We start from the raw sequence: 26,257 nt of genomic DNA on the forward strand, positions 1-26,257 counted from the left end.
CCTTACTCCCCGGTCTTCAGCGCCGAAACCATGTCCAGACGGCGGATCCAGCGGACCACCAGCAGCACCGACAGCGCCGAGGCACCGAGCACCCCGGCCGCGGCGAACGCGTAGACAGTCGGGGTAATGACAAAGGGTAGGCGCATCAGCTCCATGCTCAGCGCGACATTGAGCAGCCAGGCGAAGCCCGTACCCAGCAGCCAGCCCACCGGGATGGCCAGCAGGGTGATGAGCGCGATCTCGCCGGCCAGGATCCAGGCCACCTCGCCATGTGTGAAGCCCAGCACCCGCAGGGTCGCCAGCTCCCGGCCACGTTCGGCGAAGGCGATGCGGGCGTTGTTGTAGACCACTGCGAAGGTGATACAGCCAGCGAGCACCAGAAGCAGGCCCATAGTCACCAGCATGGTCCCCTCGATGTAGTCCCGGATCGCCGCCTCGGATCGGCGCAACAATCCCACGCCGGCGATCCGCGGCGCCGCCCACAGGGCGTCGAATAGCTCCGCCTCCCGGTGACGGTCCGTGAGCAGCCAGGCGCCGGAAACGGCTGGCCCCTCCCGCATCAGCCGATTCACGGCGTCGCGGGCCATGTAGACCCCGACCCCAACCGGTTCAGCCACCACCGCAGCGATGGGCACGCGTACCGTCTCCCGCCGTCCCTCCAGGATCTCCACGGAGAGTGACTCCCCCACCGCGACGCCGAGCTGGTCGGCCAGGTAATCGGTGAGCAACAGACCTTGCGCCGGCAGGGTCAGGGGGCGGTGCTGCGCGTCGATCAGGCCCCGAAGCTGCGGCCGACGGTCCATGCCCAGGATGCTGGTGGTGTAATGCCGCCGGCCGTGGCGCAGGCGCACGGGTACCGAACGATAGCCCTCGGCAAACCACACCCCCGGTTGATGCCGGAGGTCGGCGAGCGCCTGCACGGAGGTCACCTCGCTGAATACCACCTGGACGTCGGCCTTCTGGACCAGGCGGTACTGGACGTCGATCAGTCGTTCCACCGCAGCGAATTGATAGCTGCCGAGCAGCAGCAGGGCCGCCGAGAGCCCGATGCCAAGCACCGACAACGCCGCCTTCAAGCGATGGCGTGCGAGGTGGCGGAGCACGACCCGGGTGGGTTGGTCGAGGCGACGCCCCAGCCGCGAGCCGGCGAGACGGCCGCGATGGAAACGCTCGGGCAGCGGCGGTCGCATCGCCTCGGCCGGCCGCAGCCGCGCCGCCGCGCGCACGGCGCCGAAGGTGCCTACTGCCCCGGCACCCCCGGCGACGAGCACGGCGATACCGACCACTCGAGGGCTCAACCGGAAATCGATGTTCGGAAAGCGGAAGTACTCCCGGTACAGCCCGCCGAGTGCCTCCGCGGCCCAGGCGCCGAAGGCCGCCCCCAGGATACCGCCCATGCCGACCACCACGGCGGTCATCAACGCATAGTGCACGGCGATATCCCAATCGCGATAGCCGAATGCCTTGAGCAGGGCGATCTCCCGGCGTTGAGTGCGAATCACCCGCGCCATCAACACACTGAGCAGGAACGCCGAGACACCCAAGAACACGGCGGGCAGCACCAACGCCATACCCCGCAACTGGTCGATCTCCTCGGCGAGGAAGCGCTCGGAGGGCAACTCGTCGCGGCCGTGGGCGCCGGTACCACCGTAGCGCCCCAGCACGGCGTCGACCCGCGCGACCACCGCCTCCACCCGGGCCCGGGCCTGGAGGGTGAGCACCACGTCATTGAACGCCCCCTCCATGCCATAGGCGCCGGCAAGGGCGCTGCGGCCCATCCACAGCACCCCGTAGCGTCGATAGTCGGGCAATAGGTCCGCCGGCCCCACCTGATAGACGAACTCCGGCGACAGCGCCACCCCACTGACCCGCAGCGCCTCCAGGCGACCGCGGATGATGGCGGTGATGCGGTCCCCCGGGTGCAGGCCGTGGGCCTCGGCAAAGGCCTCGCTCAATACCACCTGGTCCCTGCGCCCCGGCTCAGGCAGGCCGCCCTCGCGCAGGTGAAGGCGGTTTACCGCCGGCTGACGGCCGTCCGGAATGGACAGCGCCAACCCGCGCACCGGCTCACCGAAGCCCGGGATCTGGAGGCGTACCGGGGCCCGGATCCGGGTCTCCACCCGGTTCACCCCGGGCACGGCTACAAGGCGTTCCGCCACCGCCTCCGGGGCCCGCTTGAGGGTGACGAACACGTCGGCCAGCGCTTGATCCCGGTAAAAGGCCCCGCGGCTGCGCTCCATGGCCTCGAGACTGGTCACCGAGAGGATCAGGGTCATCACGCCGGCGCCGATCACCACGGCGATCGCCGTGGTCTGCGCCCCCAGACGAATCAGGTCCCGAAGGAGCTTGCGCCGCAGCGTTCGCACCACGCCTACCAGTGCAGCGACGCGGCCGGCCGCGGACGGGGGTTGGCCTCCGTGCGCGCCACCCGTCCGTCGTGGATGGCAATGACCCGGTCGGCGATCTCACTAATGACCGCATTGTGGGTGATGATCACGGTGGTGGTACCCAGGGAGCGATTGACGCGGGCCAAGGCCTCGAGGACCTGGATGCCGGTAGCCGAGTCCAGGGCCCCGGTGGGCTCATCGCAGAGCAACACGGCGGGTTGCTTGGCGATGGCCCGGGCGATGGCCACCCGCTGCTGCTCGCCGCCGGAGAGCTGCGCGGGAAAGTGGTCCAGGCGCGCATCCAGCCCCACCAGGCCCAGCGCCTGCTCCGGCGCCATGGGTTCCCGGCTGATCTCGGTGACGATAGCCACGTTCTCGCGGGCGGTGAGGCTGGAGATAAGGTTGTAGAACTGGAACACGAAGCCGACGTGCTCGCGTCGGTAGCGGGTCAGGGCCCGCTCGTCGGCATCCACCAGATCGTGCCCTCGGTAGAGGACGCGACCCGCCGTGGCGCTGTCCAGGCCACCGAGGATGTTGAGCAGCGTGGATTTTCCGGAACCCGAGGCGCCGAGCATGACGGCCAGCTCGCCGGCGTGGAGGGTGAGCTCGACGCCACGCAGCGCCGTCACCTCCGTCTCGCCGACCCGATAGACCTTGGTCAGCCCGCTGACCTCGAAGACCGCCCCGCCGGCCGCCCCAGTCATCGCCGTCCTCCCTGCCCTGCTGGCCGGTCCATGGTGTCACGAAGCGGCGGGGCGTTCACTGCGGGGGGTCACGAAGCGGCGGTAGTGGCCACAAGAAAGGGTCAGAAGAAGAAAGGGCCAGGAGGCCCCAGCCCTTCAACAGGATGGTGGGCCGTCAGGGACTCGAACCCCGAACCTACTGATTAAGAGTCAGCTGCTCTACCAATTGAGCTAACGGCCCGCTTGTCTGGGGTGAGCGATGGGATTTGAACCCACGACCGCCGGAGCCACAATCCGGTGCTCTACCAACTGAGCTACGCCCACCATTGTCTGTGCACTGTCAACTGGCGCGCCCGGCAGGACTCGAACCTGCAACCCTCGGCTTAGAAGGCCGATGCTCTGTCCGGTTGAGCTACGGGCGCGTAACCCACAGCCTCAAGCCTCGGCACCCGCCGGGTCGCCCAGCGTGGCGGCGGAACTGGTCGGGGTGGAGGGATTTGAACCCCCGACATCCTGCCCCCAAAGCAGGCGCGCTACCAGACTGCGCTACACCCCGTGCATCGATCGCCGGGTCACACCGGGCAGGCGTTCAGCCGTCGCCGTAGACGCCGGAATACTACGCAGGCGCCCGTGGCACGTCAAGCGCGGAATATTGAGCGCCCTACCGGCAAGTGAGAGAATTCGCGGCCTGTCCATCGGCGGTCGGCACACCCTGGGAGGAACTACGAATGAGCGCGAGCATCATCGACGGCAAGGCCATCGCCGCGCGGCTGCGCCACCACATCGCCGAGCGCGTCCAGGCCCACGCCGACGAAGGTGGCCGCCCCCCGGGGCTCGCCGTCATTCAGGTCGGCGAAGACCCCGCTTCCCGGGTGTATGTGCGCAAGAAACGCGAGGACTGCTCCGAGGTGGGCATCCAATCCTACGCCCACGATTTGGACGCCGAGACCAGCGAGGGCGAGCTGCTGGCGCTGGTCAACGAGCTCAACACCGACCCCGCGGTGGACGGGATCCTGGTCCAGCTGCCGCTGCCCGGGCACATCGATGCCCAGCGGGTGATCGAAACCATCCACCCGGACAAGGACGTGGACGGCTTCCACCCCGTCAACGTGGGCCGCCTGGCCCTCCGTCTGCCCGGGCTTCGCTCCTGCACCCCCCGCGGTGTAATGACCCTGCTCGAGCACAGCGCCATCGAGCTCTCCGGACGAGACGCCGTGGTCATCGGCCAGTCCAACATCGTTGGCCGGCCCATGGCCCTGGAGCTGCTCAACGCCCGCTGCACCGTCACCATCTGCCACAGCCGCACCCGCGGGCTGGCGGAGAAGGTCCGCGCCGCGGACGTCGTGGTGGCCGCCGTGGGCCGCCCGGGCTTCGTCCTCGGCGAATGGATCAAGCAGGGCGCGATCGTCATCGACGTGGGCATCAACCGCAATGACGCCGGCCGCCTGGTGGGGGACGTCGACTACGATGCCGCCGCCGCCCGGGCCGGCTGGATCACGCCAGTACCCGGTGGCGTCGGTCCCATGACCCGCGCCACCTTGCTGGCCAACACCCTCCAGGCGGCGGGCCTGGAACGCTGACTCACCCAGCACGGGCGCGCAAACGCAGCCGCGCAATGCGGTTGACCTGCTCGACGGCGGTGCGCCGTTCCTCGTCGGCGTCGTTGGCGAGACGGGTCTCGAAGGCGGTCAGGATGTCCCGGCGGTGGAAGCCCTTCACCGCCATCACGAAGGGCATACCGAAGCGCTCCCGATAGGCCCGATTGAGCGCCTGGAAGCGCTCCAGCTCCTCCGGCGTACACTGGTCGAGCCCCGCCCCCGCCTGTTCCCGACCGGAGTCCTCGGTGAGGGTGCCGCCCAACGCCGCCTTACCAGCCAGGTCGGGATGGGCCCGGATGACGGCCATTTGGTCCTCCGCGGCGGCCTCCCGGAGCACCGCCGCCATCGCCGCAGCGAGGGCCTCGGGATCGTCCTCCACCGGCGTCAGCCCCTGACGATACGCCTCCCGCGCCACCCACGGTGAGTGCTCGTAGACATCCCCGTAAGTGGCGACGAAGGCCTCCTCGTCGAGCTCGCTGGGCCGGGGTCGAAGTGTGGATGCCATCAGCGGTTTCCCCTCGGAAGGTTCCCGACGCGCCACTAACTGTATACATTTCCGGTTGCGGCTGTCGACACTTTGGTCTATACCTCCCGCGAACCGGTGACCAACGGGGAGAAGACGACATGGGCCGACTCACCACCCATATCCTGGATACCGCCCAAGGACATCCCGGTGCCGGCATCCGCATCGAACTTCGCCGGATGGAAAACGGCAACCCACGGCCCATCAAAGAAGCGGTGACCAATGGGGACGGGCGGGTGGACGCGCCACTGCTCGAGGGCGAGGCACTGACCGCCGGCGACTATGAGCTCGTCTTTCACGTGGGGGACTACTTCGACGGCTCGGGGCTGGGCACGGAGAGTCCGCGCTTTCTCAACGAGGTGGTAATCCGCTTCGGTGTCGCCCGCCCCGATGAGCATTATCACGTCCCGCTGCTCATCTCGCCCTACGGCTACACCACCTACCGCGGCAGCTGACCCCCATGGAGGCGGCGCTCGCCGAGTGGTCGGGCCTGCTGGTCCGCTGGCTGCATCTCATCGCCGGCGTGGCCTGGATCGGCGCGTCGTTCTACTTCAACTGGTTGGAGAACCACCTCGAGCGTACGGGCCGGCCCGAGGGGATCGCCGGCGAGCTCTGGGCGGTCCACGGCGGCGGCTTCTACTTCGTTCGGAAGTATGCCGTGGCACCGCCACAGCTGCCCGAACGACTGCACTGGTTCAAGTGGGAGGCCTACTCCACCTGGATTACCGGCTTCCTGCTACTGATTGTCGTCTATTACCACAATGCCGGCACGATGATGCTCGGCACCGCCGGGGTGCTGGCACCGTGGCAGGCGGTAGCCCTGGGGCTGGCCACGCTGGTGGTCAGCTGGCTGGTCTACGATGCGCTGTGCCGGCAGCTCGGCCATCGGCCGGGGTGGCTCGCGACCCTCATCACCGTGCTCCTGGTGCTGCTCGCCTGGGGGCTGTCGACGCTGCTCAGTGGCCGCGCGGCGTACATCCACGTGGGCGCGGCCGTCGGCACTTGCATGGTGGCCAACGTGTTCTTCGTCATCATCCCGTCCCAGAAGGAGCTGGTTCGCGCCATGGAGCAGGGACGGGCGCCGGACCCGCGCCACGGCAAGGCCGGGCTGCTGCGCAGCCGCCACAACAACTATCTCACCCTGCCGGTGCTGTTCATCATGATCAGCAACCACTACCCGAGCACCTACGCCCAGGAATGGAACTGGGCGATCCTCGCGGCGCTGTCGGTAATCAGTGTGGCGGTGCGCCACTACTTCAACATCCGCCACCGTCCGGGACGGTCCAAGGCCTTGATTCTTCCGGCCAGTGCCCTCGCCTTTGCCGCCGTGGCGATTGCGGCGAGCCCGGCACTGCACGAGCCGTTCACCGGTGGCCCAAACGGGCCTAGCGCGGCGGTCACCGAGGAGGTAGCGTCCGCCGAGATCCAGGGAATCATCCAGTCCCGTTGCACCGCCTGCCACGCCGAGGAGCCGAGCTTCGCCGGTTACGCCAGCCCGCCGGCGGGCGTGGTACTGGAGACGCCCGCGGAGATTCGACGCCAGCGCGAGGCGATCGCCCGGGTAGCGGTGGACAGCGACTATATGCCACTGGCCAACATCACGGAGATGACCGAGGACGAACGCCGGCGCCTCGGGGCCTGGATCGCCGCAGCGGAACAAGACCCATGATCCCCGTGGGGGCGGTTTGCCAAAGGGCCGGCGGAATGGCTAAATTCGGACCAGGGAGCCCCATGAGCAGCCCCGACGAGCCACACTGATGACCGAACGGAAGGAATCCCCGCCCCTCGCGCCGCCCGGCCTCGCGCCGGAGGCCGGGCGGCGCTCCACGGACGAGACCATTTACCGGACAATCTACAACGCCGTGCTCACCCAGCGACTGCCCCCGGGCACCCGGCTCCCGGAGGTCAGCCTCGGCAAGCTCTTCGGGGTGAGCCGCTCGGTGATACGCAAGGCCTTGGCGCGGCTCGATGGCGACCAGCTCGTGACCCGCCGACCCAACCAGGTGGCCATCGTGGCCCGCCCCAGCGTCGAGGAGACACGGCATATCTTTGACGCGCGCCGCCTCGTGGAGGCGGAGGTGGTCCGTCAGCTCGCGGGTGTGCGGGCGCAGGTGGTGGAGCAGTGTCTGCGCGAGATCATCGCCGACGAACACGCCGCCCACCAGGAGGCCCGGGAGGACGAGCGGGTCCAGCACTCCATGGCCTTCCACCTGTGCATCGCCGACCATGCCCCCAACGCCGTGCTCGGACGCATGCTCCGCGAGTTGGTGATCCGCACCTCAATCGTCATCGCGCTGTACAAGGCACCAGGCATGAGCGCCTGTTACCTGGGGGATGACCACCAGGCCCTCGCCGACGCCCTGTCCGCCGGGCACGGAGACGAGGCCGCCCGACGGGCGCGCGAACATCTGGATGCCCTGGAGGCGCGCCTGAGCCTCGAGGAGCAGCCACGCCCCGTGGATTTGGCGGATATCCTCAAGCACTGAAACCTCAACGGTCCAGGTAGTCCGCCGCCCATGCGAGACTGGCTGCGGTGTCTCCCGAGGGACGGTATTCGCAGCCTACCCATCCCCGGTATCCCCACTCATCGAGGCGGTCGAGGAGATAGGGATAATGGATCTCGCCGGTCCCCGGTTCATGCCGGCCGGGGTTATCGGCAATCTGGATATGACCGATGCGGGCGAGATTCGCCTCCATCGTGCGCGCCAGATCCCCTTCCATCACCTGCATGTGGTAGACGTCATATTGCAGCGCGAGGTTATCGGCGCCGGCCTCGTCGAGTATGGCCAGCGCGTCGGCGGAACGGTGGACGAGAAAACCGGGGATATCCCGCGTATTGATGGCCTCCAGCAGCAGCGTCACCCCCGCCTGCCCGAACCGCGGGGCCGCCTCGGCGAGGCTCGCTACCAGAGTGGAACGGGCCTCGGCGGTGTCCACCCCCTCCGGCAGACACCCCGCCAGGCAGTGGACACGCCGGCAGTCCAGCGCCCGTGCATAAGTGATCGCCTCCTCCAACCCTTCGCGGAATTCCTCGCGACGCAGGGGATGGCAGGCGATGCCGCGCTCGCCGGCGTCCCAATCGCCTGGCGGTAGGTTGAACAGCACCTGGGTGAGGCCGTTTTCCACCAGCAACTCCTGGAGCTGCTGCGGCGGATAGTCATAGGGGAAGAGGTATTCCACGCCGCGGAAGCCGGCGTCGGCGGCCGCCTTGAAACGATCGAGGAAATCATACTCGGTGAACAGCAGCGAGAGGTTGGCGGCGAGGCGTGGCATGGCGGCTCCTGCGGCGTGAGTGTGCACCGCAAGTGTAGCCGAGCCGCCCTGGGCCTTTCACCGCCCGCGCGGGGGCACGCTCAGGCCGCCTCCCGCGGCTGTGCCTCCCACACCGGCGCCGCCCATACCAGCGCGCGCAGCCGTTCGGCCTGCAACACCTCGTGGCCGGTGGCCGGGCGGTCCAGGCGTTCCACTTCCCGCGGACGGGTGCAGGCGCACGCCAGCACCACCGCCGATTCCCGTGGCACCACCTGCCAGGCCGCGCAACGAACGCACTCCTGATAATCCCAGCTCTGATGCGTCACGCCCGTCATGATCCCTCCCGCAGCGGATAAAAGTGACGCTGCCATCACATCGCATCCGCTCCGGCGCGACCATGACCCAGATCAACGCCCCGCTCCCACTGTCGCGCCACGATGACCTACAATCGTGGAAAATGCTTCCACGAGGAGAAACGTTGGCGGAACGAGTAACGCGAACCACCGGTCGCCCCCGGACCAGCAACCGCGGCGGTGGGCACAGCCAGTCACTCACTCGGGGACTGCATATCCTCGAGGCGCTGGCCGGCGCGGGCCACGGGCTCACGCTCTCGGAGATCTCCCAGATCGCCGGCCTCGCCCCATCAACCACCCACCGGCTGCTCCACACCCTGGAGCAGCTGCAGTTCGTCCAGCAGGACGAGGATCTGGGCCTCTGGCAGGTGGGGGTCAAGGCCTTCATCGTGGGCAATGGCTTCGTCGACGCCCGGGACTACGTGGCCGAGAGCCGCCCCTATCTCCACCAGCTCATGGAGGACACCGGCGAGACGGCCAACCTCGCCGTCCAGGACGAGGGCTACGCGGTCTTCCTCGCCCAGGTGGAATCCCAGGAGATGATGCGCATGATCGTGCGCCTCGGCAGCCGCGCCCCGCTGCACGCCTCCGGCGTGGGCAAGGCGTTGCTCGCGAGCATGACGGACCCGGAGGTGGAACGCATTCTCCAGCGGCGGGGCCTGCCGCGGGTGACCGACAACACCCTGGATACGCCGGCCCGGCTCCTCGCGGATCTCGCCGAGATCCGCGAGCGCGGTTACGCCTGCGACTATGAGGAGCATGCGGTGGGCCTGCGCTGCGTCGCCGCCACGATCCATGATGAGACCGGCCAGGCGCTCGCTGCCATCTCTGTTTCGGGCCCCCGGGCGCGCATCACCGATGCCGTAATGCACGAGCTCGGCGCCAAGGTGGCGCGCACCGCGCGGGCCATCACGAGCCGACTCGGTGGCGTCGCTATTCAGAACAGGGCGTCCAGGGCCTGATCCAGCCGGGAGACCGGAACGATCTCCATCCCCCGAGGCCGCTGGGCCTTGGGGGGGAGGTTCTTGGCCGGCACCAGGGCGCGGCGAAAGCCGTGCTTGGCGGCCTCGGCGAGGCGCTCCGGGCCGTTGGGCACCGGCCGGATCTCGCCGGCCAGGCCGACCTCTCCGAACTGTACCCACTCCTGGGGCACGGGACGGTCGCGGAGACTCGAGATCACCGCCGTGAGACTCGGCAGGTCGCTGGCGGTCTCGGAGACCCGAACGCCCCCTACGACATTGATGAACACATCCTCTCCGAACGTGCTCACCCCGGCGTGGCGCTGCAGCACCGCCAGCAGCATGGCCAGGCGATTGCCGTCGAGGCCCAGCGCCACCCGTCGGGGATTGGCCAGCGGGCTCTCGTTGACCAGGGCCTGGACCTCCACCAGCAGCGGTCGGGTCCCTTCCCGGGTGACCATGATCACACTCCCGGAGACCGCCTCCTCGTGGCGGGAGAGGAAGATCGCGGAGGGGTTCTTCACCTCGTGGAGCCCGGTATCGAGCATGGCGAACACGCCCAGCTCATTGGCGGCGCCGAAGCGGTTCTTCACCGCCCGCAGTAGGCGGTAGCGGCTTCCGGAATCGCTCTCGAAGTAGAGCACGGTATCCACCATGTGCTCCATGACCCGCGGCCCGGCGATCTGGCCCTCCTTGGTGACGTGACCCACCAAGAACAGCGTCGTCCCGCTCTGCTTGGCGAAGCGCACCAGTTGTGCCGTGCACTCGCGCACCTGGGCCACCGAGCCCGGGGCCGACCCCAGGGCCTCGCTGTGCAGGGTCTGTATGGAGTCGATGACCATGACCCCGGGACGTTCGGACATCGCCGCCTCCAAGATGGCCTCCACGGAGGTCTCCGCAAGCAGCCGCAGCCCCTCCGCGGAGACGTTCAGCCGACTCGCCCGCAGGCCCACCTGCCGCAGCGACTCCTCGCCAGTAACGTAGAGTGCACGTCGCTCCGCGGGTAGCCGGGCGACGGTCTCCAGCAACAGGGTAGACTTGCCGATGCCGGGGTCGCCGCCCAGGAGGATGACCGCACCGACCACCAGGCCGCCCCCGAGGACCCGGTCCAGCTCACCGGTGCCTGTAGTCTGACGGCTCTCCTCGTCGGCGGGGACGTCGGCGAGGCTGCGCACGCCCTGGTCACCGGCATACTGCTCGCGGCCCTGCCGGCCGCCACCGGCCGCCGGCGCCACCACCTGCTCCTCCAGGGTGTTCCAGGCCCCGCAGTCCGGGCACTGCCCGGCCCACTTCGCCGACTCGCCGCCACAGGCGGTGCACACGAATGCACGGCGGGAACGTCCGGCCTTGGCCATGCTCACTCCTCCACGATTCGCTCGACGCGGGGCGTGAGCCGGCAGAAGAGCTCGTAGGCAATGGTGCCGGCGGCGTCCGCGACGCGCTCCGCGGGCAACCCCTCGCCCCATAGGGTGACCCGGTCACCGGGGGCCGCCTGCGGGGCGCCCCGCAGGTCGACGCACAGCATGTCCATGGATACCCGCCCGGCCAGGGCGGCCAGGTGCCCCGCCACCAGCACGGGCGTGCCATTGGGGGCGTGCCGGGGATAGCCGTCGCCGTAGCCGATGGAGGCAACGCCCACCGGCATGTCTTCCGGACAGGTGAAACCGCCGCCATAGCCGATACGGTCCCCCTTACAACGGCGGTGCACGGCGATGAGCCGGGCCTCCAGGGTCATGGCCGGGCGCAACGGCGGCCGCCCGCCACCGTCGATGAACGGTGACGCGCCATACAGGCAGATACCCGGACGCACCCAGTCCCCGTGGGCCACGGGCCAGCCCAGGGTGCCGGCGGAATTGGCCAGGGACACCTCGCCGGGGAGTTCGCCCCGTGCCGCCTCGAAGTCGTCGACCTGGGCACCGGTGGTGGGGTCATCGCGGTCGTCGGCACTCGCCAGATGGGTGAGCCAGCGGATCTCGCCGACCGCTGGGCAGGCACGTAGGCGCCGGTACACGCCCGCCGCGGCCTCCGGCGGGAAACCGAGCCGGTGCATGCCGGTATCCACCTTGATCCATACGTCGATGGGCCGCCCCCGCGCGGCCGATTCCAGGCAATCCAGTTGCCAGGGGGCGTGGATCACGGCATCCAGCCGCCGTTCCGCGAAGAGGGGAATCTCGTCGCCACTAAAAAAGCCCTCGAGGAGCACCACGCGATGCCCGAACCCCGCCTCCCGCAGGGGAAGCGCCTCGGCAAGGCAGCTCACTGCCAGGGCGTCGGCCCCGGCGAGGGCATCGGCGACCGGCAGCAACCCATGGCCGTAGGCATCGGCCTTGAGCACCGCCATCACCCGCGCGCCGGGGGCATGCCGGCGGACGACGGCGAGGTTCTCACGCAGGGCAGCGGCATGGATGGTGGCACGGGCGATCCGGGTCACTACCAGGCCTCGCTCCCGTATATGTCCTCGATGTGGTTCTCGAAGCGGGTGAACTGGCCGAGGAAGGTCAGCCGCATCGTGCCCACCGGCCCGTTGCGCTGCTTGCCGATGATGATCTCGGCGACGCCCTTATCCGGGCTGTCCTCGTTATAGACCTCATCCCGGTAGATGAACACGATGACGTCTGCATCCTGCTCAATCGCTCCCGACTCGCGAAGGTCGGACATCACCGGGCGCTTGTTGGGGCGCTGCTCGAGGCTGCGGTTGAGCTGGGAGAGCGCGATCACCGGCACCTCCAACTCCTTGGCCATGGCCTTGAGCGAGCGCGAGATCTCGGAGACCTCCTGGGCGCGGTTCTCCTTGAAGCCGGGCAGCTGCATGAGCTGGATGTAGTCGATGAGGATCAGCCCGAGACCATGCTCGCGCTTCAATCGCCGGGCCCGGGCACGCATCTCCGTGGGCGTGAGCCCGGGCGTGTCGTCGATGAACAGCTTCGCCCGCGAGAGCAGGTTCATGGTGCTGGTCAGTCGCGGCCAGTCATCATCCGCCAGACGCCCGGACCGGATCTTCTGCAGCTCCACCCGGCCGAGGGAGGCGAGCATTCGCATCGCCAGGGCATCCGCGGGCATCTCCATGCTGAACACCGCCACCGGTGTGTCGTCGTGCATCGCGACGTTCTCGGCGACGTTCATGGCGAAGGTGGTCTTGCCCATAGAGGGCCTGGCCGCCACCACCACCATGTCACCGCCTTCCAGCCCGGAGGTCATGCGGTCAAAGTCACTGAACCCCGTGGGCAAGCCGGTGACGTCGCCATCCTGGTGGTACAGGGTGTCGATGCGGTCAACGACATCGGGCAGGATCTCGCGCACGCCGATAAAGCCGCGCCGGTGGCGCCGTGACTGCTCGGCGATCTCGAATATGGTGCGCTCGGCGTGATCCAGCAGCTCCTCGCTGGTGCGGCCATCCGGCGTGTAGCCGGAGCTGGCCACCTCGGTGCCGGCGGCGATGAGCTGGCGCAGCACGGACTTCTCGCGGACGATGTCCGCATACGCGCGAATATTCGCCGAGCTAGGGGTATCCTTGGCCAGGGCCCCGAGATAGGGCAGCCCCCCCGCGTCCTCGAGCTCGCCGTTGGCCTTCAGCCACTCCGAGAGGGTGACCGCGTCCATGGGCTGGCCGGCCTCGGCCAGGCTCTCCATGGCGCGAAATATGAGGCGGTGGTCCCGGCGGTAGAAGTCCGGCTCGGAGACCCGGTCGGCGACCTGATCCCAGGCCGCGTTATCCACCATCAGCCCACCGAGGACCGCCTGCTCGGCCTCCATGGAATGGGGCGGCACCTTCAGTGCCTCGGTCTCGCTCAGGGCGGCACGCGCCTCGGCCATCGCCACCTCCGCGCCCGCTCGGGGCTGCCTCACCTTCCCGGACAGGGCACACCCGCCGACGCCGCGCGTCCGGGGCGACGCGCGGCCATGGGATACGCCGACCTACTTCAGCCTTCGCCCTCGATGACCACGTTCACCGTGGTGTCGACGCCGGAGTGCAGGTGCAGCTCGATCTCGTACTCGCCGGTCTGCCGCAACGGTCCCTCCGGCATCCGCACCTCATGGCGCTCCACCGGCACCCCGGCCGTGGTGATCGCCTCGGCGATGTCGGCGGTACCCACAGAGCCGAAGAGCTTACCCTCCTCGCCGGCCTTGGCCTGAATCGTGACGGTCAGGCCGGTGAGTTGCTCGGCACGACGCTGGGCGGCGGCGAGCTGCTCCGCGGCCTGGCGCTCGAGCTCGGCACGACGCTCCTCGAAGTAGCGGATGTTCTCCGCCGTCGCCATCCGTGCCTTGCCTTGCGGCAGCAGGTAATTGCGGCCATAGCCGGCACGAACCTTCACGCGATCGCCGAGATCGCCGAGATTATCGATCTTCTCAAGCAGAATGACTTCCATTACCAATCCCCAAAACCAGTCTTGCGATTGCAGTCCATCACCGCCTTCAGGCGGGACGCGAGACCCGCCGGCGTACGTCCACGAAGACGTCGACCATGCCGAGCAGGGCGTAGATGCGCGCAAACGGCGCCAGTGTGAGGTAGACCACCACCAGCCAGACACGGCTCGCGCCGCGCTCGTGGACCAGGGCGTGGGCCACTGCCAGCGCCTGAAACAGGAACACCGTGCTCACCACCAACGCGAGGTCATAGACGAGCCCGCCACCGGCGAAACCACCCAGGACCAGCAGCACCAGCGCCGCCACTGTGAACGCCCGCGAAAACCGCAGCCCCCGGAACTCGGCACCGAACCCGCCCGGATTATACAGCAGGCCCTGCCACCAGCGCCCGAGCAGCAGGCTCGCCACGCCCACGAACAGCAGGTTGCCGAACCACAGCGAGGTCATCATCGCCGCCACGTCCCCGGCCTGCTGCTGGAGCGCCTCGCGCATGGCCGGGTCGGCGAACAGCTCCGAGGCCCGCACCAGCATGTCCCGCCAGTAGGCCCCGGCATCCCCCACCGCTAGGTGGAACAGCAACACTGCCAGCGCAGCGAGACCCGCGGCCAGCTCCAGGGTACGACCCAGCGAAACCGTCACCCGCAGGCAGCCAGCGATGGCGACCATCGGCAGCCACACCTGGAGCGGGGCCTGCAGCGCCGGCACGGGGCTACCGAGGCTGACCGCGCTGACCGCACCGAGCACGACGCTGGCGCCCACCGTCACCAGCAGCCCCTCGTTGACCCCACGCCGCAGGGTCACCAGCGCCACCGCCGCAGCGCTCAACCACAGCAGCAGCGGCATCATCGCGGCAACGGCCGTCACCGCGATGGCCGCGAGGCGACCACGCATGACGAAGGCCGCCAGCGCCTGCATGTCAGTGGCGGTCGGTGTAGGGCAGAAGCGCCAGGTAGCGCGCCCGCTTGATCGCCCGCGCGAGCTGCCGCTGGTAGCGCGCGGCGGTGCCGGTGATGCGGCTGGGGACGATCTTGCCCGTTTCCGTGATGTAGTTGCGCAGGGTGTTGAGATCCTTGTAGTCGATCTCCTTCACGCCCTCCGCGGTAAACCGACAATACTTCCTGCGACGGAAAAAACGTGCCATGTCTCGATTACTCCCGATATTGGTGCGCGCCGCCGGTGCTCTCTATCCGGTCGGCGCTGATGATCAAGCGATTGTCCCCGTCCCGCTGCCGGGCACGGGCCAAAAACCCCTCGACGGTGATCTCCGTGCCCGGCGGCCAGCGGGTGAGCCCCTCGCCCACCGCATCGCCGGCGGCGCGGACGCCGACCCGGAAACGCACGGGACGGCTCGCGCCGCCCTCCTCCTGCCGTGACTCGTGCTCGAGCAGGAAGCGGGCGATGGGGACCCCGGCCGGCGAGTACCGCAGCCGGGCCGTCTCCACGAGGCGGCCGGTCAAGCGTACGCGGTTCGCGGCCACGACGGCCCGCTCAGGCCTCCGAGGACTCCCGGCCGCTGCGCTCTTCCTCGCGACGCTCGTCGTCGCGACGCTCGTCGTCGCGCCGCTCGTCGTCGCGCCGCTCGTCCTGGTTCTTGGCCAGCGGCGACGGCTCGGTCACCGCCTCTTGGCGGGACAGGGTCATATGCCGGATGACGGCGTCATTGAACCGGAACAGCGAAACCAGCTCGTCGAGCTCCGCCGGGGTACACTCCACGTTCATCAGGACGTAATGGGCCTTGATGAGCTTATTGATCGGGTAGGCGAGCTGCCGGCGCCCCCAGTCCTCGAGCCGATGGATGCTGCCGCCACCACCCTCGATGAGGTTGCGGTAGCGCTCGATCATGGCGGGCACCTGATCGCTCTGGTCCGGGTGGACCATGAAGACGATTTCGTAGTGTCGCATTGTCACTCCTTACGGTTGTCTGACCCGGAGGTCATGAAAGCCATCCGCGCGGCGGCGGACAGCAAGGAGACGCCCGGAACGGGCGAACGGGCAATGATACCCGGAACGCCGGCACGCGCCAAGCCGCGGGTACAGGCAATGGGAAACATCAACAACGACGCTGGCGCACCGCCTCGAACAGAACCACGCCGGTGGCCACGGAGACATTGAGGCTCTCGACACCGCCGGCCATGGGGATGCGGATCACGGTGTCACAGGCCTCCCGGGTGAGCCGGCGCAGGCCGCGCTCCTCGGCGCCGAGCACCAGGGCGATGGGGCCGGTGAGATCGCTGGTGTAGAGGTCAGCGTCGGCGGAATCCGCGGCCCCCACCAGCCAAATACCCCGCGCGCGCAGGGCGCGAAGGCTGCGAGCGAGGTTGGTGACCTGGTAGAACGGTACCCGGGAGGCCGCGCCGGCGGCCACCTTGTGGACTACCGGGGTCAGCCCCGCCGCCCGGTCCCGGGGGGCGATCACCGCGTCGACCCCCGCGGCATCGGCGGTACGCAGGCAGGCACCCAGGTTGTGAGGATCCTGGACTTGGTCGAGGACCAGCAGCAACGGCGGCCCCTCCAGGACATCCAAGTGCTCGAGCAGCGCCTGATCACCGCGGGGCTCGTCACCGCGATAGCGGATCACCACCCCCTGGTGGGCACCACCCCCCGACAGCCGGTCCAGGGTCCGACGGTCGGCGTCGTGGACCGGGCACCCGGCGGCCTCCAGCTGCTCACGCAGCCGGCGCCCCCGCGGATCCCGGCGCCGCGCATCCACCCAGGCCTCCACCACGCGGGTGGGGTCGTAACGCAGCGCGGAACGCACCGCATGCTGGCCGAACAGGGTCTGTAGGGTGGCGCTCAACTGTCGCCGTCGCCGCGCCGCCGTCCGGGACGCCGGCGTCGCCTCCCGCTCTTGGCGCTCTTACCGCCCTTGCCCTGCTCCTGGCGGCGCTTGCTGCTACGCGTGCCACCCCCCTCCAAGGGCTCACCGTCCGGGCCGAGGGGGTGGGCCACCGGCTGGAAATCGATCTTGCGCTCGTCGATATCCACCCGGGCAACGAGTACCCGGATACGATCGGTAAGCCGGTACTCCTTGCCGGTACGCTCGCCGGTGAGGCGGTGGCCGACCGGGTCGAAGTGGAAGAAATCGCTCTCGAGGTTGGTGATGTGGATGAGCCCATCCACGTAGATGCCCTCGAGCTCCACGAACAGCCCGAAGCTGGTGACCCCGCTGATCACACCGTTGAACTCCTGGCCCACCCGTTCGGCCATATAGCGGCACTTCAGCGTCATCTCGGCGTCGCGGCTCGCCTCCTCGGCGCGCCGGTCAGTCATCGAGCAGTGCTCGCCCAGGGTAACCAGGTAGTCATTGCTATAGCCGAAATCCGCCGGCTTGCCACCGTTGATGACATGCTTGATCGCGCGGTGGACGACCAGGTCCGGATAACGCCGGATCGGCGAGGTAAAGTGGGTGTAGGCATCCAGGGCCAGGCCGAAATGCCCGGCGTTGTCCGGGCGGTACTCCGCGGCCATCATCGAGCGCAGCAGGACGGTCTCGATGAGGTGTCGGTCGGGGCGGCTACGCACGCGTTGCATTAACGCAGCGTAATGCTTCGGCTCCGGACTGTCGCCGCCCTCCAGCCGCAGTCCCACCTGGGCCAGGAACTGGCGTAGGTTATCCAGGCGCTCCTCCGCCGGCGGCTCGTGCACCCGATAGAGGGCGGGCACGCGCTTGCGCTCGAGGAACCTCGCGGCGGCCACGTTGGCCCGCACCATGCACTCCTCGATGAGCTTGTGCGCATCATGGCGCTCGGTGGGATGGATGGCCGCGATCTGCCCATCGGAGTCGAATTCGATCTCCGTCTCCGTGGTCTCGAAGTCGATGGCGCCACGGCGATCCCGATCCTTACGCAGGACGCGGTAGAGCGAGAACAGGTGATCGATGTACTTGAGGATGCCGCGGTAGCGCCGGCGCACCTCCGGATCCCGATCGATGTGGATGGCCTTGACCTCGTCGTAGGTCAGCCGGGCGTGGGAGCGCATCACCGCATCATAGAAGCGCGAGCGCCGCACCTTGCCCTCGCGGTTGATCTGCATCTCGCAGACCATGCACAGGCGATCCACCTTCGGGTTGAGCGAACACAGCCCGTTGGAGAGCTCCTCGGGCAGCATGGGTACCACGCTGCGGGGGAAATACACCGAATTGCCGCGCTCGGCGCCTTCGGTGTCCAGTGGGCTGCCGGGGGTCACGTAATGGGCCACGTCGGCGATGGCCACCAGCAGCTTCCAGCCGTTCTCGGTGGGCTCGCAGTAGACCGCGTCGTCGAAATCCCGGGCGTCGGGGCCGTCGATGGTCACCAGGGGGAGTTTGCGCAGATCCTTGCGTCCCTGCTTGGCCGCCTCAGGCACCTCCTCGCCGAAGGCCACGGCCTCCTGCTCCACCTCCTTCGGCCATTCCACCGGGATGCCATGGACCCGGGCGGCGACGTCGATCTCGCTGCCCTCGGGGATATGGCGCCCCACTACCTCGGTGACCCGGCCGATGGGCTGGCGGCGCTTGGAGGGCTGACTCAACACCTCCACCACCACCAGATCGCCGTCTTGGGCGTCGCCGCGGTTATCCGGCGGGATGATGACGTCCTGGTGCAGGCGCTTGTTGTCCGGCACCAGGAAGCCGACACCGCTCTCCTCGAAGTAGCGCCCGGCGATGCTGCGGTTGGCCCGCTCCAGGACCTCCACCACCTCGCCCTCCGGGCGGCCCTGGCGATCGACGCCGGTGATCCGGACCACCGCACGGTCACCGTGGAGGAGATTGCGCATCTCCCGGGGCGAGAGGAACACCGTGTCGCCGGGGAGGTCCGGGCGCAGCACGCCCCAGCCCTCCGGGCCGGAGCGCACGCGCCCGCGCACCAGCTCCTCGTTGTCCACCACCACATAGCCGTTGCGGCGGTTGCGCACGAGCTGGCCATCGCGCTCCATGGCGCGCAGCCGACGGCGCAGACCCTCAAGGGCATCCTCGTCGGTCAGTCCAAAGAGCTCAGCAAGCTCCTTGCGGGCGAGGGGCCGCGCCGCCGCCTCGAGCTGCTCGAGGATATACTCGCGACTCGGGACCGGGTTCCCGTACTTTTCCTGCTCGCGCGCCAGATGCGGGTCCGCACCCGGATCGACACTACCTTTTTTGGCCATGCGGTTCGCTTCCTATTCGCAACAAATGGCGCCATTAATGCGCGGAAGCATACGCCATCGGCCCCGCTCCATGCACCCGCTCGCACTGAAATGCCAGCGCGCTCAGCGCCCGCGGAGATAGCGCGAAACCACCTTCTCCTCGCGGATCAGCCCCTGAGGCCGGAACAGCACGATGCCGGCGAGCAGGAGCGCCACCAGCAGCCAGCGGAAGTAGGCCGCCCGCCGGGGCAGGTCATCGGAGATCAGTGCCAGCAGCGGCTCGATGGCGCTGGTCAGGAAGGCGGTGCCGCTCCACACCCCCCAGACGATGAAGCCCCCGATCACCGCGCCGCGGTTATTGCCGCTGCCGCCGAGCATGAGCATCACCCACACCAGGAAGGTGGCGAACAGCGCGTGGAAGTGGCTGTAGTCGATGGTCACCACGTAATGGGCGTAGAGAGCGCCAGCGATGCCCATGATCACCGCCCCGAACACGAAGGACTGGATGCGCACATAGGTGATGGGTTTGCCGTTCATCGCCGCCGAGCCCTCGTCATCACGCACGGCCCGTAGCATCCGCCCCCAGGGCGAGCGACAGGCACGCTCGACGACCATGTACACCACCGCCAAAAACAGCGTGATGATCACCAGGTAGATCAGCGGATAATCTCGCGGCGACAACGGCTCCAGCAACGCGGTCGCCCAGGCCGGGAGCCATTCGCAGACATCACCGCGCACCGCGCACTGCAGCGGCTGGGGGATGCCGCGCAGCGGCTGCGGGCCGTTGGCGAGCCAGCGCTCGTTCTGGAAGATCAACCGGATGATCTCCGCCACGCCGATGGTGGCGATGGCAAGGAAATCCATCCGCAACCGCAGCACGGGCACCGCCACCAGGAAGGCCACCACCGCGGAGACCGCCGCCGCCGCGGCTACACCCACCAGGAACGGCATGTCCAGGCCGAAGGCCATCTGGGTGTACTGCGCCGCCATCCCTGTGGGGGCCTCCACGGTGACCAGCGCTGAAGTGAAGGCACCCACGGCGAAGAAACCGGCCACGCCGAAGTTGAGATGCCCCGTATAGCCCCACTGCGTGTTCAGCCCGAGGCTCAGCATGGCGTAGACGCTGCCCATGATGGCGAAGGACACCACATAGGCCAGGATGCCCGGCGGCAGCGCTGCCGCCGCGACGAAGCCAGCGACCGCCCCGATCACGACAGCGGCGGGCAGCCGCCAGGGGCGCGGCGGCAGCACCAACGCCATCAGCAGCACGGCGGGTATGACCAGCAGGATGCCCTTGATCAATACGATGCTCGACATGGCGCTACCCTCCCGAGCGGCCGAACAGGCCCTGGGGCCGGACCAGCAAGACGATCACCATAAGCACGAAGGCCACGGCGGGACCGTAGGTCGGATCGAGGAATGCCGAGGAAACCTGGTGGGTCACACCGATAATCAGCGCCCCCACCAACGCACCGTAGGGATTGCCGATACCCCCCATGATGGTGGCGGCAAACATCGGTAGCAGCAGCCAGAAGCCCATCTCCGGGCGCAGTTGCGAGGACAGCCCGTACATGGTCCCCGCCGCCGCAGCCAGGGCGCCACCGATCATCCAAGTCCAGGCGATCACCCGCTCGGTATTGATCCCGCGGACCTGGGCCAGCTCCGGGTTGTCCGCCGTGGCCCGCATGGCCTTGCCGATGCGGGTGCGCTCGAGGAGCAGATACACCGCCGCCATGAGCACCAGGGCCAGCACCAGGATGAAGAGCTGGTCGGCGCGTATGCGGATCCCCAGGGGCAGGTCCAGGGCGGGGTTGGCACGGCCGGGGTAGTAGAAGTGGAAATCCGGTCCCCAGAGGATGTAGATGATGCTGCGCAGGAAGAACGCCATCGCCAGCGAGGCCATGGCGAAGAGCACCAGGTGCGCATTTTGATTGCGCAGGCGGCGGTAGACCACCCGATCCACCGCCAGGCCCACCAGGCCCACCAGGGGCATGGCGAGGACCAGCGCCACGAGGAATTCCCAGCCGAAGGACAGCGGCCGCAGCGTCTGCCCCTGGGGTAGCAAGGCCACCAGGGCGAAGGTGAAGTAGGCGCCGAAGGTCACCAAGGCACCGTGGGAGAAGTTCGGGAATTTGAGCACGCCGTAGACCAGCGTCAGCCCAATGCTCCCGAGTCCGATGATGCCCCCAAGCATCAGCCCCCAGGCCACCAGGGACAGCAGCCGCTCGCCGCCCACGCCCTGGGCCCAGGCAAGGGCCACCAGCGCCACAAAGACTGCGGCCACCGCCACCAGCAGGAAGGCGCGGGTCTGGACCACCTCGCGCAGGCGCTCGCCGGGCCGTTTCTCGCGCAGGACCATGCCGCCGGCGGTGTTGGCCGGATCGCCCCCATTCATCGATTAACCCCCCAGATACAGACGACCCACGTCGGGGTCGTTGAGCAGCTCATGGCCGGCGCCCTCGACGCGGTTCTGGCCACTGGCCAGGACATAGCCACGGTCGGCCATTTCCAGGGACTTGCGGGCATTCTGCTCGACCATGAGCACCGCCAGCCCCGTCGCGTTGATGCGCCGGATATTCTCGAACATCTCGTCCACCAGCTTCGGTGACAGCCCGGCGGAGGGCTCGTCGAGGAGCAGCAACCCCGGGTCCAGCATCAGCGCGCTACCGATGGCCACCATCTGCCGCTCGCCGCCGGACATCTTGCCCGCGCGCTGGCGGCGGCGCTCCTCGAGCTTCGGGAAGAGCTCGTAGATCCGCGCCTTGCGCTCGGGGAGCTGGCGCTCCTCGAGCAGGTACCCCCCCATCTCCAGGTTCTCCTCCACCGTGAGCTGAACGAAGACATTCGCCACTTGGGGCACATAGCACATCCCCCGCTTGACCACCTCGTAGGGGGTCAGCCCGGCGATCTCCTGGTCGCGGAACTGGATGGATCCCTGCTTGGGATGGACCAGCCCGAAGATGGTCTTCATCACTGTGGACTTGCCGGCACCATTGGGCCCGATCAGCGAGACGATCTCGCCGTCGTGCACCTCCAGATGCACGTCGTGGAGGATCTCGGTGTCCCCGTAGCCCGCGGTAATCCCGTCAGCCTTCAGCAACGGCATACTGCCCTCCCAGGTAGGCCTCGAGCACCCGCGGGTCGTTGCGCACCTCCTCTGGGGAACCGGTCATCAGCTGCCGGCCCTCGCTCATGACGATCACCGGATCACACAACGACATGATCATGTCCATGTCGTGTTCGATGACCAGGAAGGTGATGCCACGCTCGCGATTCAAGGTGCGGATATTCTCGGTGAGCCGGCGCATCAGCGTCGGATTGACCCCCGCGCCGGGCTCGTCGAGCAGCACCAGCCGCGGATCGGTCATCAGTGTGCGCGCCAGCTCCAGGAGTTTCTTCTGTCCGCCGGAGAGGTTGCGGGCGTACTCGTCACGCACATGGCCGAGCTCGACGAACTCCAGCACCTCCAGCGCCTTCTCCCGGATCTCACGCTCCTGGCGACGCACGGCACCCGGCCGCAGCCAGGCGCTGATCAGCTGCTCGCCCACCTGATCCGTTGGCACCAGCATCAGGTTCTCGAGCACCGAGAGGCTTTCGTGCTCCCGAGGGATCTGGAAGGTCCGGCACAGGCCGTGGCGGAAGATCCGGTGCGGCGGCAGATTGGTGATATCGTGCCCGTCGAGGATCACCCGCCCGCCCTGCGCGGCATGAAAGCCGGTGACCACGTTGAACAGGGTGGTCTTGCCGGCACCGTTGGGCCCGATCAAGCCGGTGATGGTCCCTTCATGGACCTCTAGGTCCGCACCGTCCAGCGCCCGCAGACCGCCGAAATCGCGCAGCAGGCCGGTGACTTCCAGCAGGGGTTTGGCGGATGGGGACGAGCGCGTCGTGGAGGTTTCTTCTGTGGTTGCGGTCTCGTCGCTCACCTTGTCCTCACTCGTTGTCTGGTCCTCCGGGTGTACCGGAAAACGGCCCGCCGCCGGGCGCGGCGGGCCGACTCGGTCCCCGGATCACTCGGCGGGGATATCCTCCGGGGACTGGATCTGCAGAGTCTCGATATCACCGCCCGCGTACTTCCAGATGGCGATGGGCGTGATCACGTCGCCGTTGTCGTCGAAGTCCGCCGGCCCGGCGGCCCCGGAGTAGGCGACATCCTCACCGTCCAGGATCGCCTGGATGCCGGCGGCGATGCTCTCCGCGTCACCGGCCACGATGTCCTGTCCCGGCGGGTTGGCCACCTCGCGGAGGCGATCCCGGAGCACGGTGCCGGTGATGTCATCGGCGTTATCGTAGCCGTCGGCAATGGCCTTGACCACCGCCAGGCCCACCAGCATGGAGGCATCGTAGGCGGACTCAGTGAACGGCGGGATGCGGTCGTGGCCGTAGGCATCCTCGAACGCCGAAGCGAAGTTCTGGAAGCCGGGGATGCTCTCGTCCTGGCCGGGCGCCGTGCCGATCAGGCCCTCCAGGTCGTCCGCCCCCACGGCATTGATCACCTCCGAGGAACGATTGCCGTCCACGAACTGCCAGGTGGTGTGGTCAAAGATATCCCGGGCCTCCTGCAGGAAGGTCGAGCTGTGGCCCGGATAGCTCGCCGCGAACAGCAGGTCCGGATCGCCCTGGTAGGCCTGGGCCAGCTGGGACGTATAGGTCGGTTGCGGCTCCTCGGGATGAGGCACCTGGGCGTTGACCGTTCCACCCCGTGCCTGGAAGGCGCGGGCGAAGGCGTTGGACAGGCCCTGGCCGTAGGGGTTGTTGATGAAGATGGTCGACGCTGTATCCACCTGGTAGTCGTCGAAGATCTCGCCACGGGCGAGCTGCGCGGCGACGATGCCCTGCAGGGCGTCGGAGGCGGTGGTGCGGAACAGCATGTCCGCGTCCTTGTCCTCCGGCAGGATCGAGATCAGCGGCGAGGTGGAGCCGTTGGAGATCTGCAGCACCTCGGAGGGGATGGTCACCGACGTGGCCACTGCCACGGTGACGCCGCTGGACCAACCGCCGACGATGGCGGGCACGCCCTCAACCTCGACGAGCTGCCGGGCCGCCTCAATGGCCGGCGTGGGCAGCGTGTTGGTGTCCTCGGCGAGGTGCTCGGAGATTACCGGGCCGCCGAGCACCTCCTCGGCAGCGGCGTTGATATGGTCCACGCCCAGTGCGGCACCGTCCCGGTAGAACTCGCCAAATTCCGCCCCCGCACCGGTGAACGGGGCGATCTGGCCGAGCTTGATCGCCGGCGGCGCGTCCTGGGCACCGACGCTGGTGGTCACCAGCGCCGCACCGAGTGCGAGGGCACTGAGGATTCCGCGGGCACTGCCGCCCGTCACGCTTGCCGTGTCTTCATGCATGGCTGCTCTCCTGATATGGGCCTTTACGGGACACCGATGGCCTCACGCCACCGCGCCCACTTCTTCTTGCTCTGGTCCGGTGCGACGGACTCGCCGCGCACCTCACGGTAGGAGTGTAGACGCTGTTCGCCGAAGGGCAATCGCCTCGCGCGAAACCGTCGGCAGGGCGTTTGACAGCCCCGCCACGGGAGGGTAGTCTTTGCGCCGCTTGTCGCCGACGCCCGGCGTCGACGACGGGAAAGCCGAGGTGGCGGAATTGGTAGACGCGCTAGCTTCAGGTGCTAGTGGGGGTAACCCCGTGGAGGTTCAAGTCCTCTCCTCGGCACCAAACTCCCGGAAGGGGCGGGCCCGATGGTCCGCCCTTTTTCGTGGGCATTCCCCGGCGCCGGAGCGTCCTACTGATAGGGATTTCGCAGGACGATGGTATCGTGCCGATCGGCCCCGGTGGAGATCATGTCCACCGACACACCCACCAGCTCCTCGATGCGCTTGAGATAGGTCCGCGCGGCCTCCGGCAAATCCTCATAGCGACGGATCCCCACCGTCGAGCACTGCCAGCCCGGCAGCTCCACGTACTCCGGCTCGCATTCGGCCACGGCCTCCGCCCCCGCCGGCAGCACCGCGCTGCTGCGGTCGGCGCTGCGGTAGCCGACGCAGATGCGCAGGGTCTCGAGCTCGTCGAGTACGTCGAGCTTGGTCACGCACAGCCCGGAGAAGCTGTTGATCTGCGCCGAGCGCCGCATGGCCACCGCATCGAACCAGCCGCAGCGCCGCGGCCGGCCGGTGGTGGCGCCGAACTCGTGACCCCGCCGGGCGATGTGCTCGCCGAGCTCGTCGAAGAGCTCCGTGGGGAAGGGTCCCGCGCCGACCCGCGTGGTATACGCCTTGGTGATGCCGAGGACGTAGTCGATGTCCCGCGGCCCCACGCCGGTGCCCGTGGCCGCTGCCCCGGCGGTAGTGTTCGAGGAGGTCACATAGGGATAGGTACCGTGATCGATATCCAGCAACGTCCCCTGCGCGCCCTCGAAGAGCAGGTCCTCCCCCGCCTCCCGCCGGTCATGAAGCAGCGCCGCCACATCGGCGGTAATCGGACGCAGGAACTCGGCATGCGCCAGGCACTCGTCCTGGATGCGCTGAAAGTCCAGGGTTGCCTCCCCGAAATAGCGCTGGAGCACGAAATTGTGGAAATCGAGCAGCTCACCAAGCTTGGAGGCGAGCCGCTCGCGGTGGAACAGGTCGCCGATGCGCAGCCCCCGACGCGCCACCTTGTCCTCGTAGGCGGGACCGATGCCGCGCCCGGTGGTGCCGATGGCGGCGTGGCCACGGGCACGCTCGCGGGCCTGGTCCAGGGCTTGATGCGAGGGCAGTATCACCGGGCAGGCGGGGCTGACCCGCAGCCGCTCGCGGGCGGGCACGCCTCGGCCCTCGAGGGCCTCCACCTCCTCGCGCAAGGCCGCCGGGGAGACCACCACACCATTACCGATGGCGCAGAGCACACCCTCGCGCAGGATGCCGGAGGGGATGAGGTGCAGCACCGTCTTCTCCCCGTCGATGACCAGGGTATGGCCAGCGTTGTGCCCGCCCTGGAAGCGGGCCACCGCCGATACCCCTTCGGTGAGGAGGTCGACCACCTTGCCCTTGCCTTCGTCGCCCCACTGGGAGCCGACGACCACTACGCTGTTGCCCATG

At 68.2% G+C, this 26,257-nt stretch carries 26 protein-coding genes and 5 tRNA genes; 6 read left to right on the top strand and 25 right to left on the bottom strand.

The features are described from left to right. Nucleotides 1-2: 2 nt before the first annotated feature. From ACQ754_RS12390 to ACQ754_RS12415, 6 genes are all read right to left on the bottom strand, one after another. On the bottom strand, nucleotides 3-2,366 hold the full coding sequence (locus ACQ754_RS12390; protein WP_440997346.1) for an ABC transporter permease: 2,364 nt from the start codon (nucleotides 2,364-2,366) through the stop codon (nucleotides 3-5). Between the two features lie 5 nt (nucleotides 2,367-2,371). Continuing rightward, nucleotides 2,372-3,091, bottom strand: a complete 720-nt coding sequence (locus ACQ754_RS12395; protein WP_440997347.1) for an ABC transporter ATP-binding protein — start codon at nucleotides 3,089-3,091, stop codon at nucleotides 2,372-2,374. Between the two features lie 144 nt (nucleotides 3,092-3,235). Further along, nucleotides 3,236-3,311 (bottom strand) — tRNA-Lys (locus tag ACQ754_RS12400). Between the two features lie 7 nt (nucleotides 3,312-3,318). Then, nucleotides 3,319-3,394, bottom strand: a tRNA-His gene (locus ACQ754_RS12405). 21 nt (nucleotides 3,395-3,415) lie between these two features. Then, nucleotides 3,416-3,492, bottom strand: a tRNA-Arg gene (locus ACQ754_RS12410). A gap of 57 nt (nucleotides 3,493-3,549) precedes the next feature. Continuing rightward, nucleotides 3,550-3,626: transfer RNA gene (locus tag ACQ754_RS12415), tRNA-Pro, on the bottom strand. A 172-nt stretch (nucleotides 3,627-3,798) separates the two neighbouring features. Here ACQ754_RS12415 and folD point away from each other — a divergent pair. Continuing rightward, the gene (gene folD, locus ACQ754_RS12420; protein WP_440997348.1) at nucleotides 3,799-4,650 is read left to right on the top strand and encodes a bifunctional methylenetetrahydrofolate dehydrogenase/methenyltetrahydrofolate cyclohydrolase FolD; all 852 of its coding nucleotides are present in this window, start codon (nucleotides 3,799-3,801) and stop codon (nucleotides 4,648-4,650) included. Between the two features lies 1 nt (nucleotide 4,651). Here folD and uraD read toward each other — a convergent pair whose 3' ends face one another. Beyond that, nucleotides 4,652-5,173: a 2-oxo-4-hydroxy-4-carboxy-5-ureidoimidazoline decarboxylase gene (gene uraD, locus ACQ754_RS12425; protein ID WP_440997349.1), complete on the bottom strand. Its 522-nt coding sequence runs from the start codon at nucleotides 5,171-5,173 to the stop codon at nucleotides 4,652-4,654. A 119-nt stretch (nucleotides 5,174-5,292) separates the two neighbouring features. Between uraD and uraH the strand changes: the two genes are divergently transcribed. The 3 genes from uraH to ACQ754_RS12440 all read left to right on the top strand — a co-directional run bounded on the left by uraH (nucleotide 5,293) and on the right by ACQ754_RS12440 (nucleotide 7,677). Continuing rightward, entirely contained in the window at nucleotides 5,293-5,646 is a 354-nt protein-coding gene (uraH, locus tag ACQ754_RS12430; protein ID WP_440997350.1) for a hydroxyisourate hydrolase, read from the top strand. Nucleotides 5,647-5,651: 5 nt separating this feature from the next. Further along, on the top strand, nucleotides 5,652-6,860 hold the full coding sequence (locus ACQ754_RS12435; RefSeq protein WP_440997351.1) for a urate hydroxylase PuuD: 1,209 nt from the start codon (nucleotides 5,652-5,654) through the stop codon (nucleotides 6,858-6,860). 88 nt (nucleotides 6,861-6,948) lie between these two features. Next, nucleotides 6,949-7,677: a GntR family transcriptional regulator gene (locus tag ACQ754_RS12440; RefSeq protein ID WP_440997352.1), complete on the top strand. Its 729-nt coding sequence runs from the start codon at nucleotides 6,949-6,951 to the stop codon at nucleotides 7,675-7,677. Between the two features lie 4 nt (nucleotides 7,678-7,681). Here the strand turns inward: ACQ754_RS12440 and hyi are convergent, their stop codons facing one another. Then, the gene (gene hyi, locus ACQ754_RS12445) at nucleotides 7,682-8,464 is read right to left on the bottom strand and encodes a hydroxypyruvate isomerase (protein ID WP_440997353.1); all 783 of its coding nucleotides are present in this window, start codon (nucleotides 8,462-8,464) and stop codon (nucleotides 7,682-7,684) included. A gap of 80 nt (nucleotides 8,465-8,544) precedes the next feature. Then, on the bottom strand, nucleotides 8,545-8,778 hold the full coding sequence (locus ACQ754_RS12450) for a hypothetical protein (protein ID WP_440997354.1): 234 nt from the start codon (nucleotides 8,776-8,778) through the stop codon (nucleotides 8,545-8,547). Between the two features lie 143 nt (nucleotides 8,779-8,921). On the opposite strand from ACQ754_RS12450, the gene ACQ754_RS12455 reads away from it, so the two are divergent. Further along, on the top strand, nucleotides 8,922-9,758 hold the full coding sequence (locus ACQ754_RS12455) for an IclR family transcriptional regulator (RefSeq protein WP_440997355.1): 837 nt from the start codon (nucleotides 8,922-8,924) through the stop codon (nucleotides 9,756-9,758). Here ACQ754_RS12455 and radA read toward each other — a convergent pair. The 15 genes from radA to ACQ754_RS12530 form a co-directional block, all read right to left on the bottom strand. After that, complete coding sequence (gene radA / locus ACQ754_RS12460; protein WP_440997356.1) at nucleotides 9,734-11,110, bottom strand: DNA repair protein RadA; 1,377 nt, start codon at nucleotides 11,108-11,110, stop codon at nucleotides 9,734-9,736. The two genes, ACQ754_RS12455 and radA, sit on opposite strands and share 25 nt — an antisense overlap. A 2-nt stretch (nucleotides 11,111-11,112) precedes the next feature. Further along, entirely contained in the window at nucleotides 11,113-12,186 is a 1,074-nt protein-coding gene (alr, locus tag ACQ754_RS12465; RefSeq protein ID WP_440997357.1) for an alanine racemase, read from the bottom strand. Continuing rightward, nucleotides 12,186-13,568 carry a replicative DNA helicase gene (gene dnaB, locus ACQ754_RS12470; protein ID WP_440997358.1) on the bottom strand — a complete coding sequence of 461 codons (1,383 nt, stop codon included), beginning with the start codon at nucleotides 13,566-13,568 and terminating at the stop codon, nucleotides 12,186-12,188. Before dnaB ends, alr begins: the two co-directional genes overlap by 1 nt. 107 nt (nucleotides 13,569-13,675) lie before the next feature. Further along, nucleotides 13,676-14,125, bottom strand: coding sequence for a 50S ribosomal protein L9 (gene rplI / locus ACQ754_RS12475; RefSeq protein WP_440997359.1), 450 nt, complete (start codon nucleotides 14,123-14,125; stop codon nucleotides 13,676-13,678). 46 nt (nucleotides 14,126-14,171) lie between these two features. After that, a complete protein-coding gene (locus ACQ754_RS12480) occupies nucleotides 14,172-15,038 on the bottom strand; it encodes a hypothetical protein (protein ID WP_440997360.1) in 867 nt (288 codons plus the stop codon). Between the two features lies 1 nt (nucleotide 15,039). Next, on the bottom strand, nucleotides 15,040-15,264 hold the full coding sequence (rpsR, locus tag ACQ754_RS12485; protein WP_440997361.1) for a 30S ribosomal protein S18: 225 nt from the start codon (nucleotides 15,262-15,264) through the stop codon (nucleotides 15,040-15,042). Nucleotides 15,265-15,271: 7 nt separating this feature from the next. Then, a complete protein-coding gene (priB, locus tag ACQ754_RS12490) occupies nucleotides 15,272-15,601 on the bottom strand; it encodes a primosomal replication protein N (protein ID WP_440997362.1) in 330 nt (109 codons plus the stop codon). A 10-nt stretch (nucleotides 15,602-15,611) separates the two neighbouring features. Next, nucleotides 15,612-16,025 (bottom strand): 30S ribosomal protein S6, encoded by a 414-nt coding sequence (rpsF, locus tag ACQ754_RS12495; RefSeq protein ID WP_440997363.1) that lies wholly within the window; start codon nucleotides 16,023-16,025, stop codon nucleotides 15,612-15,614. Nucleotides 16,026-16,173: 148 nt separating this feature from the next. Then, nucleotides 16,174-16,920, bottom strand: coding sequence for a 23S rRNA (guanosine(2251)-2'-O)-methyltransferase RlmB (gene rlmB / locus ACQ754_RS12500; protein WP_440997364.1), 747 nt, complete (start codon nucleotides 16,918-16,920; stop codon nucleotides 16,174-16,176). After that, nucleotides 16,917-19,244, bottom strand: a complete 2,328-nt coding sequence (rnr, locus tag ACQ754_RS12505) for a ribonuclease R (protein WP_440997365.1) — start codon at nucleotides 19,242-19,244, stop codon at nucleotides 16,917-16,919. The genes rlmB and rnr overlap by 4 nt, the downstream gene beginning before the upstream one ends. A 102-nt stretch (nucleotides 19,245-19,346) precedes the next feature. Next, nucleotides 19,347-20,540 (bottom strand): branched-chain amino acid ABC transporter permease, encoded by a 1,194-nt coding sequence (locus ACQ754_RS12510; RefSeq protein WP_440997366.1) that lies wholly within the window; start codon nucleotides 20,538-20,540, stop codon nucleotides 19,347-19,349. Between the two features lie 4 nt (nucleotides 20,541-20,544). Continuing rightward, a complete protein-coding gene (locus ACQ754_RS12515; protein ID WP_440997367.1) occupies nucleotides 20,545-21,618 on the bottom strand; it encodes a branched-chain amino acid ABC transporter permease in 1,074 nt (357 codons plus the stop codon). Between the two features lie 3 nt (nucleotides 21,619-21,621). Beyond that, nucleotides 21,622-22,329, bottom strand: a complete 708-nt coding sequence (locus ACQ754_RS12520; protein WP_440997368.1) for an ABC transporter ATP-binding protein — start codon at nucleotides 22,327-22,329, stop codon at nucleotides 21,622-21,624. Then, nucleotides 22,310-23,149 (bottom strand): ABC transporter ATP-binding protein, encoded by an 840-nt coding sequence (locus tag ACQ754_RS12525; RefSeq protein WP_440997369.1) that lies wholly within the window; start codon nucleotides 23,147-23,149, stop codon nucleotides 22,310-22,312. The genes ACQ754_RS12520 and ACQ754_RS12525 overlap by 20 nt, the downstream gene beginning before the upstream one ends. A gap of 84 nt (nucleotides 23,150-23,233) precedes the next feature. After that, complete coding sequence (locus ACQ754_RS12530) at nucleotides 23,234-24,568, bottom strand: ABC transporter substrate-binding protein (protein ID WP_440997370.1); 1,335 nt, start codon at nucleotides 24,566-24,568, stop codon at nucleotides 23,234-23,236. A 241-nt stretch (nucleotides 24,569-24,809) separates the two neighbouring features. Here ACQ754_RS12530 and ACQ754_RS12535 point away from each other — a divergent pair. Beyond that, a tRNA-Leu gene (locus ACQ754_RS12535) sits at nucleotides 24,810-24,896 on the top strand. 67 nt (nucleotides 24,897-24,963) lie between these two features. Here the strand turns inward: ACQ754_RS12535 and ACQ754_RS12540 are convergent. Further along, on the bottom strand, nucleotides 24,964-26,256 hold the full coding sequence (locus ACQ754_RS12540; RefSeq protein ID WP_440997371.1) for an adenylosuccinate synthase: 1,293 nt from the start codon (nucleotides 26,254-26,256) through the stop codon (nucleotides 24,964-24,966). Nucleotide 26,257: the final 1 nt, after the last annotated feature.

The organism is Arhodomonas sp. SL1 (genome assembly GCF_052060015.1).
GTDB lineage: Bacteria > Pseudomonadota > Gammaproteobacteria > Nitrococcales > Nitrococcaceae > Arhodomonas.

Excerpts from the sequence above, each read along its gene's own strand:
- ACQ754_RS12395 (WP_440997347.1), bottom strand. The coding sequence starts at position 3,091 with ATGACTGGGGCGGCCGGCGGGGCGGTCTTCGAGGTCAGCGGGCTGACC.
- folD (WP_440997348.1), top strand. The coding sequence starts at position 3,799 with ATGAGCGCGAGCATCATCGACGGCAAGGCCATCGCCGCGCGGCTGCGC.
- uraD (WP_440997349.1), bottom strand. The coding sequence starts at position 5,173 with ATGGCATCCACACTTCGACCCCGGCCCAGCGAGCTCGACGAGGAGGCC.
- uraH (WP_440997350.1), top strand. The coding sequence starts at position 5,293 with ATGGGCCGACTCACCACCCATATCCTGGATACCGCCCAAGGACATCCC.
- ACQ754_RS12435 (WP_440997351.1), top strand. The coding sequence starts at position 5,652 with ATGGAGGCGGCGCTCGCCGAGTGGTCGGGCCTGCTGGTCCGCTGGCTG.
- ACQ754_RS12440 (WP_440997352.1), top strand. The coding sequence starts at position 6,949 with ATGACCGAACGGAAGGAATCCCCGCCCCTCGCGCCGCCCGGCCTCGCG.
- hyi (WP_440997353.1), bottom strand. The coding sequence starts at position 8,464 with ATGCCACGCCTCGCCGCCAACCTCTCGCTGCTGTTCACCGAGTATGAT.
- ACQ754_RS12450 (WP_440997354.1), bottom strand. The coding sequence starts at position 8,778 with ATGACGGGCGTGACGCATCAGAGCTGGGATTATCAGGAGTGCGTTCGT.
- radA (WP_440997356.1), bottom strand. The coding sequence starts at position 11,110 with ATGGCCAAGGCCGGACGTTCCCGCCGTGCATTCGTGTGCACCGCCTGT.
- dnaB (WP_440997358.1), bottom strand. The coding sequence starts at position 13,568 with ATGGCCGAGGCGCGTGCCGCCCTGAGCGAGACCGAGGCACTGAAGGTG.
- rplI (WP_440997359.1), bottom strand. The coding sequence starts at position 14,125 with ATGGAAGTCATTCTGCTTGAGAAGATCGATAATCTCGGCGATCTCGGC.
- ACQ754_RS12480 (WP_440997360.1), bottom strand. The coding sequence starts at position 15,038 with ATGCAGGCGCTGGCGGCCTTCGTCATGCGTGGTCGCCTCGCGGCCATC.
- rpsR (WP_440997361.1), bottom strand. The coding sequence starts at position 15,264 with ATGGCACGTTTTTTCCGTCGCAGGAAGTATTGTCGGTTTACCGCGGAG.
- rpsF (WP_440997363.1), bottom strand. The coding sequence starts at position 16,025 with ATGCGACACTACGAAATCGTCTTCATGGTCCACCCGGACCAGAGCGAT.
- rnr (WP_440997365.1), bottom strand. The coding sequence starts at position 19,244 with ATGGCCAAAAAAGGTAGTGTCGATCCGGGTGCGGACCCGCATCTGGCG.
- ACQ754_RS12510 (WP_440997366.1), bottom strand. The coding sequence starts at position 20,540 with ATGTCGAGCATCGTATTGATCAAGGGCATCCTGCTGGTCATACCCGCC.
- ACQ754_RS12515 (WP_440997367.1), bottom strand. The coding sequence starts at position 21,618 with ATGAATGGGGGCGATCCGGCCAACACCGCCGGCGGCATGGTCCTGCGC.
- ACQ754_RS12520 (WP_440997368.1), bottom strand. The coding sequence starts at position 22,329 with ATGCCGTTGCTGAAGGCTGACGGGATTACCGCGGGCTACGGGGACACC.
- ACQ754_RS12530 (WP_440997370.1), bottom strand. The coding sequence starts at position 24,568 with ATGCATGAAGACACGGCAAGCGTGACGGGCGGCAGTGCCCGCGGAATC.
- ACQ754_RS12540 (WP_440997371.1), bottom strand. The coding sequence starts at position 26,256 with ATGGGCAACAGCGTAGTGGTCGTCGGCTCCCAGTGGGGCGACGAAGGC.